Here is a 12,115-nt window from a genome sequence, read left to right on the forward strand (position 1 = left end):
GAAGGAGGGGGACTCATGGCCGATAACAAGCCTTCACAAACAAAAGAAAATGAACCTGAACTAACATTAGAACAAGCTAAAGATCAGCTGTTAGAAATGGGTAAAAAGCGCGGTGTACTTGCTTACGAAGAGATAGCTGATCGTCTATCTAATTTTGTTATAGAATCAGACCAAATGGATGAATTTTATGAGTACCTAGGAGAACAAGGTGTCGAGGTAATTGGAGAATCGGAAGAAGATCCTAATATGCAACAAATTGCAAAAGAAGAAGAATTTAATTTAAATGATCTAAGTGTCCCGCTTGGTATCAAAATAAATGACCCTGTTCGTATGTACCTTAAAGAAATAGGTCGAGTTGATTTATTATCTGCAGCAGAAGAAATCGATCTTGCTACTCGTATTGAGAAAGGTGATGAGGAGGCTAAGCGAAGACTTGCTGAAGCAAACCTTCGACTAGTCGTAAGTATTGCGAAACGGTATGTAGGAAGAGGAATGCTATTTCTCGATCTAATCCAAGAAGGTAACATGGGATTAATTAAAGCAGTCGAAAAATTTGATTACCGAAAAGGTTTTAAATTTAGTACGTATGCTACTTGGTGGATTCGTCAAGCAATAACTCGTGCAATTGCGGATCAAGCAAGAACAATTCGAATACCAGTTCATATGGTAGAGACAATTAATAAATTGATTCGCGTACAAAGACAATTGCTTCAAGATTTAGGTAGAGAGCCCACACCAGAAGAAATTGGAGAAGAAATGGAGCTTTCTCCTGACAAGGTACGTGATATATTAAAAATCGCGCAAGAGCCTGTTTCGTTGGAAACACCTATAGGTGAAGAAGATGATTCCCATTTAGGGGATTTCATTGAAGACCAAGAGGCTGTCTCTCCTTCAGATCATGCTGCATATGAACTTTTAAAGGAACAATTAGAGGATGTTTTAGATACACTGACAGATCGTGAAGAAAATGTGCTACGTTTGCGCTTCGGTCTAGATGATGGGCGAACAAGAACCTTAGAAGAAGTTGGAAAAGTGTTTGGTGTGACACGGGAAAGAATTCGTCAAATAGAAGCTAAGGCACTTCGTAAGTTAAGACATCCGAGTAGAAGCAAACGATTAAAGGACTTTCTTGATTAATAAATGTTTTGTCATTGGACAACAATGTTGTCCAATGACTTTTCCTATTCAAGTACTACAAGACTAATATAGTGATGTCGATATCGGAGTGACCGATTTTGGAAGAACGAAAACAAATTATTATGGATGAAATTCATTATTGGAAGCAGCATAAAATGCTGCCAGTCGTTTATTGCGACTTTCTGTTAGCACTATATTCAAATGGTGACGAGCAAATAGAGCCTTCAGTTATAGGCCAAAATCGATTTATCGATACCATTCAAACATTACTTCTGTCGATGATGATACCGTTTTCATTGCTTGTTATTTATTTTACGCAATTTCAAATTATTTTGCAACTGAGTATGTTAATTCTTTTTTTGGGTTATTCTATTTGGATGTACGTTTACTTGAAACCTAAATGGACGTTAAAGTATCATTTAGCCTTAATGAATAGTCTCTTGATAGCATTATTTATATCTGTTTTAGTTAGTAAAGCTTACCTGCATGATTTCGGATTGATAATTATCGTTTTTATAAATTTCCTGTTTTGGGTTGTAATAGGTTTCTATAAAAAGATAAATTATTTACTTATTACTGGTATTTTAGCTCTAGTATTTACATGTATTTATATAGTTTTATAAAATTTTCACACCTAAACTCTTTAAAGAAATCGCTTTTTCAAGTAAAATAAATATAGTCTTTTACAGCGAATAAGAATTATGGGGATTACATAAGGAGGAAACGCAATGAAAAGAAACCCGGTTATCCCATATGCACTAATTGCTCTTGTCGGGATACTTGCCGTAATAGTTATTGCATTTATTGGATTAGATCAACGTAAAGACATTCAACAAGCCGAAGAAGGCGGCGGAGAACAAGCTGAAGAGGCACAAGAGGGCGAAACTACTGATGATCCTGAAGCTATTTTTGAAACAAACTGTGCTAGCTGTCACGGTGCCGATTTATCAGGTGGAATGGGGCCTGATCTGACTAAAGTTGGAAGTGAATTGTCACAAGAGGAAATACAAAATGTGATAAAAAATGGTCAGGGACAAATGCCTCCTGGAATGGCTACAGATGCTGAAGCAGAGGTTTTAGCAAAGTGGCTGGCTGAGAAAAAGTAATAGAAAAACAATGATATACGTAAAAAGCGAAGCTTTCTGCTGTTAAACAGAAAGCTTTTCTTTTTAACCGATAAAACGAATGAAAGTGGCGATACGATGACGCAGTTTAATATATCGAAACGATTAAAACGAGTAGCCTCGTTTCTTCCAAAGCGTGCATACTTTGCAGATATCGGTTCAGATCACGCTTATTTACCGTGCTTTGTATGTCAAAAAGATAAAACAGCCAAAGCAATAGCTGGCGAGGTAAACGAAGGCCCCTTTCAAAGTGCGAAAGATACGGTTAGACACTTTGAACTTGGTGATAGGGTGGATGTACGTCTAGGCAATGGCTTGGAAGTATTAGAAGCAAAAGAAGCAAAGCAGATTGTAATAGCTGGGATGGGTGGAACATTAATAACAACTATTTTAAATGAAGGAAAAGCAAAACTTGAATATACTGAGCAAATCATTGCACAACCAAATGTGGATGCACGCTCAGTTAGAGAATGGCTAATAAACAATGGTTATGGTATAGCCGATGAGGATTTAATCGAGGAAAATGATCATTTCTATGAAATTATATCTGCTACCCGATCATCGAATGATACTTCGATACATGATAAACTGGATACAAAGCAGCTTTTATTTGGACCAATTCTTTTGCAGAAGAAACCGGAAGCATTTTATCGAAAATGGAGGTTTGAGGCAAATAAGCTAGAACGGATTATTAAACAAATGAAGTTAGCTAAAGATAGTAATAATCGTAAAAAAATTAGTTTGTTTGAAAAAGAAAAAGACTGGATGGAGGAGGTCACTAATGAAACAACAGATCATGATGAATGATGTTTTTAAAATAATAGAAGATCTAGCACCTAAGTCTTTAGCTTATGAGTGGGATAATGTTGGCCTACAGATAGGATCTGCGAATAAACCAGTAAAAAAAATAATGATAACATTAGACGTGCTAGAGCGCGTTGTAGATGAAGCGATAGAAAAGGATGTCAATTTAATTATTGCGCATCATCCTTTATTATTTAAGCCGTTAAAACAAGTTAACTACGATTCCCCTTCTGGACGTATCTTACAAAAACTAATTAAATATGATATTACCGTTTACGCTGCACATACAAATTTAGACGTTGCCAGCGGTGGAGTTAATGATACGTTATGCAGTGTGCTTGATTTACAATCGCGTAGGGTACTACTTGATGAAAAAGCCAAAAAATTACTTAAACTCGCTATTTATGTACCCAATACACATGAAGAACAAGTTAGAGAAGCTATTTCAGAAGCTGGTGCTGGACATATCGGCGAGTATAGCCACTGTACATTTAAAACACAAGGACAAGGAACGTTCAAGCCTTTAGACGGAACAAATCCATTCATTGGTACAAAAGGGAAACTAGAATATGTTGACGAAGTAAAACTAGAAACGATTGTTCCAGAAGGGATATTGTCAGCTGTTTTAAAAGAAATGGAAAAGGCACATCCTTATGAAGAAGTAGCCTATGATATTTTTCCATTAGAAAATGAGGGTGACAGGATTGGTATTGGTCGTATTGGGGAATTAGATCGTACGATGACGTTAGAGGAATTTTGTAAGATGATAAAAGTAAAATTAGAGGTATCTCAGCTCCGAGTAACTGGAGATTTATCAAAACCAGTAAAGACAGTGGCAGTGCTTGGAGGTAGTGGTGAAAAATACATTCATCAAGCCAAGAAAAAAGGAGCTGATGTTTATATCACTGGTGATATGACTTTTCATACTGCGCAGGATGCATGGCAAATGGGCTTAGCAGTGATTGATCCAGGACATTATATGGAAAAAGTCATGAAGCAATCTGTAAAAGCGTACCTAGAGGAAAAACTGCATGACGTTAATATTATTCTATCCAACACGAATACAGACCCATTTCAGTTTATCTAAATTTGGAATGGTTAAAGGAGTACGTTAGAAATGAGCAAACAATTTCAAGAATTTAAATTTAGTCCAATTATGGAACAGGTTATTAATAAATTAAAGTTTAAAGTCCCTACGGAAATTCAACAACAGGTTATTCCTAAAGTGCTTCAAGGAAATAGTGTGGTTGGACAATCGCGTACTGGCTCAGGAAAGTCGCACGCTTTTTTACTTCCATTACTAAATGGGTTGCAGGAAGAGAAAAAGGAGGTGCAGATGGTAATTACTGCGCCTACTAGAGAATTGGCTACACAGCTTTATGAAGAAGTAAGGAAGATAATTCATTATGCAGAGAAGGAAAATGTATGGACAGCTAAGCTGCTTGTAGGTGGTACGGATAAGCAAAAAATGATGGAAAAATTGAAAGAACCACCTCATATTGTAGTCGGGACACCTGGCCGAATTCTTGATCTGGTAAAAGAAGAGGCTCTTTCCATCTATTCAGCAACATCCTTTGTTATTGATGAAGCAGATCTGATGCTTGATTTAGGATTTATTCATGAAGTAGACCAGCTATTAATCCGATGCCATCCAAGGATCCAGTTACTGGTCTTTTCTGCGACTATTCCTCAACGATTACAGCATTTTTTCAAAAAGTATTTGGATAATCCAGTGTATGTGAAAATTGAGGATGATTTTTCCCCAGAAACCATGGAGCATCGATTAATTTATTTGAAGCATCGGGACGAAGCATCGATTATCCATGAAATTTCTAAAACCATCCATCCGTATTTGGCAATTATATTTACGAATGGAAAAGAAAAAGCAAATGACTTAGCTGCGGCACTACAAGAAAAAGGCTTGGCTGTCGGGCTTATTCATGGTGGTCTACCTCCAAGGGAGAGAAAGCGTGTATTAAAGGAAATTCAAAATCTAAGATATCAGTATATTGTCGCTACGGATCTGGCTTCAAGAGGGATTGACATAAAAGGAGTTAGTCATGTTATCAATGCACAGCTACCTAAAGAAGAAGAATTTTATGTTCATCGGGTTGGAAGAACAGCAAGAGCAGGATTGGAAGGAACTGCAATCAGTATTTATACAGAAGAAGATCTCAAACTTATCGATAAATTAGAACAGAAGGGCCTACCCTTTACGTACATGGATGTTCGAGATGGTGAATGGCATGAAGCGAAGTCTTGGAATCAACGTTCGTTACGAACCAAAAGTTCAACGGAAGTAGATAAGCAAGCATGGAGAAGAGTTAAAAAGTCGAAGAAAGTCAAACCGGGCTATAAGAAAAAAATGAAAAAGCAACAAGAAACCATTAAAAAACAATTGACTAAGAAGAAATATAAAAAGTAGGATTTTGTAAAGAGGTGTAAGGGATGTTGAAAATAGGATCACACGTATCGATGAGTGGTAAGAAAATGTTATTAGGCTCTTCTGAAGAAGCTGCCTCCTATGGTGCTAATACGTTTATGATTTATACCGGTGCTCCTCAAAATACGCGAAGGAAACCAATTGAGGAATTAAATATTGCTGCGGGTAAAGACCATATGGATCATCATGGTATGAAAGATATTGTAGTACATGCTCCATACATCATCAATATTGGAAATTCTGTCAAGAATGAAACGTTTGATTTAGGCGTGAATTTCCTTAGGAATGAAATGGAGCGAACAGAAGCGTTAGGAGCCAAACAGATAGTATTACATCCAGGTGCACATGTTGGTGCAGGTGCAGAGGTGGGAATTAAACAAATCATTAAAGGGTTGAACGAAGTACTTAACAACAATCAAGAGGTACAAATAGCTTTGGAAACTATGGCAGGAAAAGGTTCGGAAGTTGGGAGAACATTTGATGAATTAGCCAAAATAATTGATGGTGTTACCCATAATGAGAAGCTTTCAATATGCATGGATACATGTCATATTCATGATGGTGGTTACGATGTTGTTCATGATTTTGATGGTGTTCTAAACGAGTTTGATAAGATTATTGGAATTGACCGAATAAAGGTAGTACATGTAAATGACAGTAAAAATCCAGTAGGAGCTCATAAAGACCGTCATGAAAACATTGGCTTCGGACATATCGGTTTCGATGCATTGTTGCATGTCATTAAACACCCCCAATTAGAACAATTACCAAAAATTTTAGAGACTCCATATGTGGGTGAAGATAAAAAGAATAAGAAAGCACCATACAAATTTGAAATTGACATGATAAGAGCGGGTAAATTTGATGAAGGATTAAAAGACAAGCTCCTCCAATCTTGAAGTTGTTGTTATAAATGAAGCCATTAGCGTGTTTGCAGAAAAAGTAAAAGAGTAAGGAATAGTACGAAAGTATTATTCCTTACTCAAATAAATGACCGAGCCCGTAAGATTTAATTAATTCATTAAATAACTTTTGGGCTTTTTTTGCAGTTGCTTGATCCGTAATAAGAGCTAGATCTCGAAGCATCTTTTCTCTTCCATGTGAAGAAAATGGATCTACATTATTTTTCTTCAAATACGTAATAATTTGCTGAGCTTCATTATTTGATAATGAAAAACCATATTGATTACTATAATGAAGTAATTCCGGAGCTGTTAATTGTGCTAACTTCCTACGAATCATTTCTTTTATAAAATTGGACATTTTAAAAATACTCCCCTTTTTATATACTCTTTTACTGTATGCGCAAAAATAAAAAAATCAACTTGTCTCCCATAAATTCTCCCTTCCATTAAATAACACCATTAATTTATGTGAAATTCCATATCCTAAAGATGCACCTCATTATTTAGAAAAAGGAGGTCTCGGACTATGGATCAGTATCCAAATAATGGAATGAAGGATGTAGAAAGAGCTCCGAATTATGGTGAGCAGAGAAAAAATGAAGATTTCGTTGGAATTGAACCTGACAGTTCTAGAGACGAAGAATTTGCTGCAGAAATGACTGCAGATGATTACGATCCAGATGTTACAGATAATGATACGGATATAAATTCAACATTCGGTTGGGTTGGGATCGCATTATCCGTTATTTCGTTCTTTATTTGGCCGGTAATTTTTGGCGCTGCCGGTATCATTCTCGGGTTCATGTCGAGAAGTCGTGGAGCGGATACATTAGGGAATATTGCCATTGCAGGTGGGGCAATCTCTATCTTAATTACCCTTTTTGTATTACCGTTTGTGTAGACAAAGGGCTATCTCAGCCCTTTCAGGCTGTCGAGAAAGTATCTCGGCAGCCCATCTTTATTTAGAATATAGCTCTTCTTATCCGCTGTATGTATTTTATAGTAGGAGATTGGAGTAAATTGTTCGAAACGCAAGCAAGGGTGAGTTATTGTCGCTTATTCAGAAAAACGTACTAGTTGCATTCGTAATATTGACAGGAAAGACTTGCAAAAAAGCACAGGAGATTCTCTAGAAGAGAAAAGCGTTATTTCGGCTCCTTGACTTTTATTATGTTTTAATCGTAAATGGGAAAGTAATAAAAATTCCCAATTTCAAGTTGATATGGATCTGTCTTTGGATTAATAACTTGAAAATCAATTAAAACTTTTTCAATATTCAACCTATTTAACTGATGTTTATTTATTTCTTCAACTATACTTAGAACAGTATCCCCTGTTTGGACTTTTATCGGTGTGACATGGTAATCTGTATGTAACACTTCAGATTCTTTTTCTTGGAACGGTGTTGTCTGTACATTTGAAATATCCTTATAAACGCTTGAAAGAAACAAGAAAATAATAAACCAAATGGCTGCTTTTTTTAGGAAATTCATCAGATCTACTCCTTATTATGAAACAAATCATTGCTGTTTTACGTATATACGTACTATAGGAGAGAGGGGGAGTTTTTTTGAGTGTTTTTGATTTGGAATGGATTGGAATCATTATTACTGGTTTTGCTACCTTGTTTTTAATTGGCGAAGTGCTTGTTAATATGCGTGGAATTTTTGCGTTATTAGGTATAGGTTTTATTACGGTATATTTTGGTGCCTATGTTGAAACAGGCTCGTTCATTATTATGCTTATTATTTATTTTGTAGGATTATTACTTATCATTATTGATGGAAAATTATTAAATGATGGAACACTTGCTACGATTGGATTAGCTTGTATGTTAACAGCAGTAGCGTTGCCTGCGCCTAATTTAGCTTCTGGTTTATATGCTGTGCTTGGTGTACTGCTAGGTGGCGGAGCTTCATTCTTTTTCTTAAAGGTATTTAAAAGAAGAGATATGTGGAATAAATTAACCTTAACAGATCAACTTACGAAGGAAGCAGGCTATAATTCCATGAATCAAAGCTATGAACAACTTTTAAATAAAGTGGGAGTAACACTAAACGATTTACGACCGGTAGGAACGATTCGCATTGAACAAAAGGACTATAGTGCTGTGTCAAATGGTCAGTGGATTAGTAAAGATACAAAAGTAAAAGTAGTTCAAGTCGACGGAACGAAAATTTTAGTTGAAATAATAAATGGTTAGTTGCTGAACGTGAAGATAATCGACAAGATTTTAGATAATCTTAGAAAGATTATCTTTTTTATTTGTGCGCCAGGCATGGCGACTATCTAGGTGGTGAAAGTCCGCTGTGAGGGTACACATCAACCAACCACTAGAGAACCGCAAAGGTGTTTATCGTGAGGTGAAGGCTGAAGGAAGCGTGTATCAAAATCTTGGCTCGACGAACAGAAATCTGATACCAAGGCTCTGTAGACGGACAAGGCTCCCAAACAAGCCAAAGTCCAAAAGATGTGCGTGATGAGCCGCGTCGAGCTCCAGCGCCCAGAAACGAGGCGAATTCACGAATCGCCCTAAGCTAAGTCATCATCGACTCGCAAGCTCACCGTGATTTCTTTATCTCCATTAACTCGCTCCAGTCGCTACGTTTCTAATCGGGCGCTAGCGCTTGTGTTCTTTTTGTTTATTTGTTCATCGCATGGAAAGCATGAAGTAGTAAATACTAAAAAGATCTATTAAATGTAGCTGAATGTAAATTTAATGTTAAATATACCTTTTAAACCTTTACAAAAAGTTTATATATAATTAATATTGGTATGGTGTGACAAGATTCAACATGAATGGAAGGGTAGGTATAAATTTTGGAAATTGATGTTCAAAAACTGATATTTGAATTTATCGGCGGACTGGGTATTTTCCTTCTTGGTATAAAGTTTATGGGAGAAGGGTTACAAAAGTCAGCAGGGGATCGTCTTAGAGATATACTGGATCGCTTTACAAGTAACCCATTTATGGGGGTATTAGCTGGTATTATCGTTACGGTTTTAATTCAAAGTAGCTCTGGTACTACTGTCTTAACAGTCGGTCTAGTAAACGCAGGCTTTATGACGTTAAGACAAGCAATTGGTGTAATTATGGGTGCTAATATAGGTACAACAGTTACTGCATTTATAATAGGTATTGATATTGGTGCTTATGCGCTACCGATCATTGCTGTAGGGTGTTTTCTATTATTTTTCTTTAAAAGTCAGAAAGTTAATGCAGTTGGACAAGCAATCTTTGGATTTGGTGCATTATTCTTTGGATTAGAATTAATGAGTAGTGGTATGAAGCCATTGCGTACACTAGAAGCATTTCATGAATTAACCGTTAATATGAGTGAAAACCCAGTTCTTGGTGTAGTTATCGGTACTGTCTTTACCGTTGTTGTACAGAGTTCAAGTGCCACAATAGGTATTTTACAAGGTCTATTTGCTGAAGGAGCAATAGAACTAAAGGCAGCCATACCCGTTCTTTTTGGAGATAACTTAGGAACGACAATAACTGCAGTGCTAGCATCTCTAGGTGCAACTGTTGCTGCAAAACGAGCAGCGTATACTCATGTAATCTTTAATTTAGTTGGAGCTACCATCTTTTTACTCCTACTTGGAGTTTTTACGCAAATTGTTACGTTTTTACAAGGACAGTTTAACTTGAACCCGGAGATGACAATTGCGTTTGCTCATGGGACCTTTAATATTACAAATACGATCATTCAATTTCCATTTATAGGCGCTTTAGCTTGGTTAGTTACTAGGATTATTCCAGGTGAAGATACAATTGTAGAGTATAAACCACAACACTTAGATCCGATATTTATTCAGCAATCATCGACCTTGGCATTAGATCAGGCGAAAGCAGAAGTGATTCGCATGGGTGAATATGCTTATAAAGGCTTAGAAGAAACAAATAAATATTTAAATACACAACTTTCTAAGCATTCCGAAATGGCTATGCAAATAGAAGGGGCTTTAAATAATCTGGACCGAAAAATAACAGATTATCTTGTAGAACTATCGGCAGAATCACTTACGGAAATAGAAAGTGCGAAACATTCCGCACTCCTTGACTCCGTTCGAGATATCGAAAGAATAGGCGATCATTTTGAAAATATTGTCGAATTAATTGATTATAAAATGTCTAATAAAGTTCAATTAACCAATCATGCTCAGGAAGATCTAAATGAAATGTTTGAATTAACAACGTCAACAGTAAAACAAGCCGTTGAATCTCTCCAAAGTATGGACAGAGAAGAGGCACTAGCTGTGATTCAAAAAGAAGATAAAATTGATAAAATGGAAAGGAATTTCCGAAAGAAACATATCATTCGTATGAATGAAGGTAAATGTACTGGATCAGCTGGAATTGTTTTTGTTGATATCATTAGCAATTTAGAGCGAATTGGAGACCATGCGGTTAACATTGCTGAAGAAGTATTAGGTGAATAATAATAACGTATGTTTAGTTTAACAACTGTCGGAAATGCTTTCTGACAGTTGTTTTTTATACTAAGTAGAAGTTAGCTATCTCAAATTCAAATGAACTGCAAGAGCTACGTCATTGTCGTTTGCGGAAAAGAAAATCTGTGTGAACAAGCATTATTCAACCGGAACTTGAAGAAAGCCGTTCACTTATCCATGGTGAGTTAAGTGAAGGGGAGTTATTTCGTGAAGTTCTGTTAGGAAAATTCTGTAGAAAAACGGGTGACTTCCGGCCCCTGTAGTATGGTTTTCAAGAGGTGACTCAGCGTTACGTCTGCTCACACAAACACAGGAGTTACTTTACAAGTTATAAGGTAGTATTTACTAATTAATAAAGGAATTAAAATTAAAATTTTCTAACTTTAAATTTTGTATTGAAAAACCTTTGATAAGATGCTATAGTAAATATTGTCGTTTTAACAGCGATACATACATAAGAAATTGCGATTATGATTTTTTGAAAAAAATATTGACAGATGTTGTTGAACATGGTAAATTATATCTTGTCGCTATAATTCGTTGAAGGTAGTCACGATAACATTCCACAGTAGCTCAGTGGTAGAGCTATCGGCTGTTAACCGATCGGTCGTAGGTTCGAATCCTACCTGTGGAGCCAATTTGGCGGTGTAGCTCAGCTGGCGAGAGCGTACGGTTCATACCCGTGAGGTCGGGGGTTCGATCCCCTCCGCCGCCACCATAATATAACAATTAATCTGAAATCTGAAGCATGGCGGTCGTGGCGAAGTGGTTAACGCACCGGATTGTGGCTCCGGCATTCGTGGGTTCGATCCCCACCGGTCGCCCCATAAACAATTTTAAAATGAGAAGGACCCTTAGCTCAGTTGGTCAGAGCTATCGGCTCATAACCGATCGGTCGCAGGTTCGAGTCCTGCAGGGTCCACCATAAAATTATTTGGAGGTATACCCAAGTCTGGCTGAAGGGAGCGGTCTTGAAAACCGCCAGGGGTGTAACAGCCCGCGGGGGTTCGAATCCCTCTACCTCCTCCATACATATTTAGAGTAGATTTAGGCTCGGTAGCTCAGTCGGTAGAGCAAGGGACTGAAAATCCCTGTGTCGGCGGTTCGATTCCGTCCCGAGCCACCATTCAAACAAGCGGTGGCTTGTTTTTTTATTTTCTCAAGAAAATAACGCTTTTTATAATTTGGTAAAAAAATGCATGCATATAATTTGCATCAGTATAGTAGCTTTGATAATCTTGCTT

12 protein-coding genes and 6 tRNA genes are annotated in these 12,115 nt (G+C 37.0%); 16 read left to right on the top strand and 2 right to left on the bottom strand.

Annotated features, from left to right (window positions below):
* Positions 1-15 precede the first annotated feature (15 nt).
* The 7 genes from rpoD to RVS70_RS00820 all read left to right on the top strand — a co-directional run bounded on the left by rpoD (position 16) and on the right by RVS70_RS00820 (position 6,407).
* Positions 16-1,137 carry an RNA polymerase sigma factor RpoD gene (gene rpoD, locus RVS70_RS00790; RefSeq protein WP_121605269.1) on the top strand — a complete coding sequence of 374 codons (1,122 nt, stop codon included), beginning with the start codon at positions 16-18 and terminating at the stop codon, positions 1,135-1,137.
* Positions 1,138-1,235: 98 nt separating this feature from the next.
* Positions 1,236-1,760, top strand: coding sequence for a hypothetical protein (locus tag RVS70_RS00795; protein ID WP_026681171.1), 525 nt, complete (start codon positions 1,236-1,238; stop codon positions 1,758-1,760).
* 105 nt (positions 1,761-1,865) lie between these two features.
* On the top strand, positions 1,866-2,243 hold the full coding sequence (cccA, locus tag RVS70_RS00800; RefSeq protein WP_026681170.1) for a cytochrome c550: 378 nt from the start codon (positions 1,866-1,868) through the stop codon (positions 2,241-2,243).
* Between the two features lie 96 nt (positions 2,244-2,339).
* A complete protein-coding gene (locus tag RVS70_RS00805) occupies positions 2,340-3,068 on the top strand; it encodes a tRNA (adenine(22)-N(1))-methyltransferase (RefSeq protein WP_026681169.1) in 729 nt (242 codons plus the stop codon).
* Positions 3,043-4,152, top strand: coding sequence for a Nif3-like dinuclear metal center hexameric protein (locus RVS70_RS00810; RefSeq protein WP_026681168.1), 1,110 nt, complete (start codon positions 3,043-3,045; stop codon positions 4,150-4,152). The genes RVS70_RS00805 and RVS70_RS00810 overlap by 26 nt, the downstream gene beginning before the upstream one ends.
* A 30-nt stretch (positions 4,153-4,182) precedes the next feature.
* Positions 4,183-5,490: a DEAD/DEAH box helicase gene (locus RVS70_RS00815; RefSeq protein ID WP_026681167.1), complete on the top strand. Its 1,308-nt coding sequence runs from the start codon at positions 4,183-4,185 to the stop codon at positions 5,488-5,490.
* Positions 5,491-5,513: 23 nt separating this feature from the next.
* Positions 5,514-6,407, top strand: a complete 894-nt coding sequence (locus RVS70_RS00820; protein WP_026681166.1) for a deoxyribonuclease IV — start codon at positions 5,514-5,516, stop codon at positions 6,405-6,407.
* Positions 6,408-6,486: 79 nt separating this feature from the next.
* Here the strand turns inward: RVS70_RS00820 and RVS70_RS00825 are convergent, their stop codons facing one another.
* A complete protein-coding gene (locus RVS70_RS00825) occupies positions 6,487-6,771 on the bottom strand; it encodes a DUF2624 domain-containing protein (RefSeq protein ID WP_026681165.1) in 285 nt (94 codons plus the stop codon).
* A gap of 168 nt (positions 6,772-6,939) precedes the next feature.
* Here RVS70_RS00825 and RVS70_RS00830 point away from each other — a divergent pair, with 168 nt between their 5' ends.
* The gene (locus tag RVS70_RS00830; RefSeq protein WP_026681164.1) at positions 6,940-7,314 is read left to right on the top strand and encodes a hypothetical protein; all 375 of its coding nucleotides are present in this window, start codon (positions 6,940-6,942) and stop codon (positions 7,312-7,314) included.
* Between the two features lie 274 nt (positions 7,315-7,588).
* Here RVS70_RS00830 and RVS70_RS00835 read toward each other — a convergent pair whose 3' ends face one another.
* Positions 7,589-7,906, bottom strand: coding sequence for a hypothetical protein (locus RVS70_RS00835; protein ID WP_034678965.1), 318 nt, complete (start codon positions 7,904-7,906; stop codon positions 7,589-7,591).
* Between the two features lie 77 nt (positions 7,907-7,983).
* Between RVS70_RS00835 and RVS70_RS00840 the strand changes: the two genes are divergently transcribed.
* From RVS70_RS00840 to RVS70_RS00875, 8 genes are all read left to right on the top strand, one after another.
* On the top strand, positions 7,984-8,616 hold the full coding sequence (locus RVS70_RS00840; protein WP_026681163.1) for an NfeD family protein: 633 nt from the start codon (positions 7,984-7,986) through the stop codon (positions 8,614-8,616).
* Between the two features lie 617 nt (positions 8,617-9,233).
* Entirely contained in the window at positions 9,234-10,859 is a 1,626-nt protein-coding gene (locus tag RVS70_RS00845; RefSeq protein ID WP_026681162.1) for a Na/Pi cotransporter family protein, read from the top strand.
* Positions 10,860-11,433: 574 nt separating this feature from the next.
* Positions 11,434-11,508 (top strand) — tRNA-Asn (locus tag RVS70_RS00850).
* Between the two features lie 4 nt (positions 11,509-11,512).
* Positions 11,513-11,589, top strand: a tRNA-Met gene (locus tag RVS70_RS00855).
* Between the two features lie 33 nt (positions 11,590-11,622).
* Positions 11,623-11,698 (top strand) — tRNA-His (locus tag RVS70_RS00860).
* A 21-nt stretch (positions 11,699-11,719) separates the two neighbouring features.
* Positions 11,720-11,796 (top strand) — tRNA-Ile (locus tag RVS70_RS00865).
* A gap of 11 nt (positions 11,797-11,807) precedes the next feature.
* Positions 11,808-11,900, top strand: a tRNA-Ser gene (locus RVS70_RS00870).
* A 21-nt stretch (positions 11,901-11,921) separates the two neighbouring features.
* Positions 11,922-11,997: transfer RNA gene (locus tag RVS70_RS00875), tRNA-Phe, on the top strand.
* Positions 11,998-12,115: the final 118 nt, after the last annotated feature.

This window comes from Virgibacillus sp. M23 (genome assembly GCF_034190895.1).
In the GTDB taxonomy this organism is placed as follows: domain Bacteria; phylum Bacillota; class Bacilli; order Bacillales; family Amphibacillaceae; genus Virgibacillus; species Virgibacillus salarius.

Coding starts and splice junctions, on each gene's coding strand:
- RVS70_RS00815 (WP_026681167.1), top strand. CDS start 4,183: ATGAGCAAACAATTTCAAGAATTTAAATTTAGTCCAATTATGGAACAG.
- RVS70_RS00825 (WP_026681165.1), bottom strand. CDS start 6,771: ATGTCCAATTTTATAAAAGAAATGATTCGTAGGAAGTTAGCACAATTA.
- cccA (WP_026681170.1), top strand. CDS start 1,866: ATGAAAAGAAACCCGGTTATCCCATATGCACTAATTGCTCTTGTCGGG.
- RVS70_RS00830 (WP_026681164.1), top strand. CDS start 6,940: ATGGATCAGTATCCAAATAATGGAATGAAGGATGTAGAAAGAGCTCCG.
- rpoD (WP_121605269.1), top strand. CDS start 16: ATGGCCGATAACAAGCCTTCACAAACAAAAGAAAATGAACCTGAACTA.
- RVS70_RS00810 (WP_026681168.1), top strand. CDS start 3,043: ATGAAACAACAGATCATGATGAATGATGTTTTTAAAATAATAGAAGAT.
- RVS70_RS00820 (WP_026681166.1), top strand. CDS start 5,514: ATGTTGAAAATAGGATCACACGTATCGATGAGTGGTAAGAAAATGTTA.
- RVS70_RS00835 (WP_034678965.1), bottom strand. CDS start 7,906: ATGAATTTCCTAAAAAAAGCAGCCATTTGGTTTATTATTTTCTTGTTT.
- RVS70_RS00805 (WP_026681169.1), top strand. CDS start 2,340: ATGACGCAGTTTAATATATCGAAACGATTAAAACGAGTAGCCTCGTTT.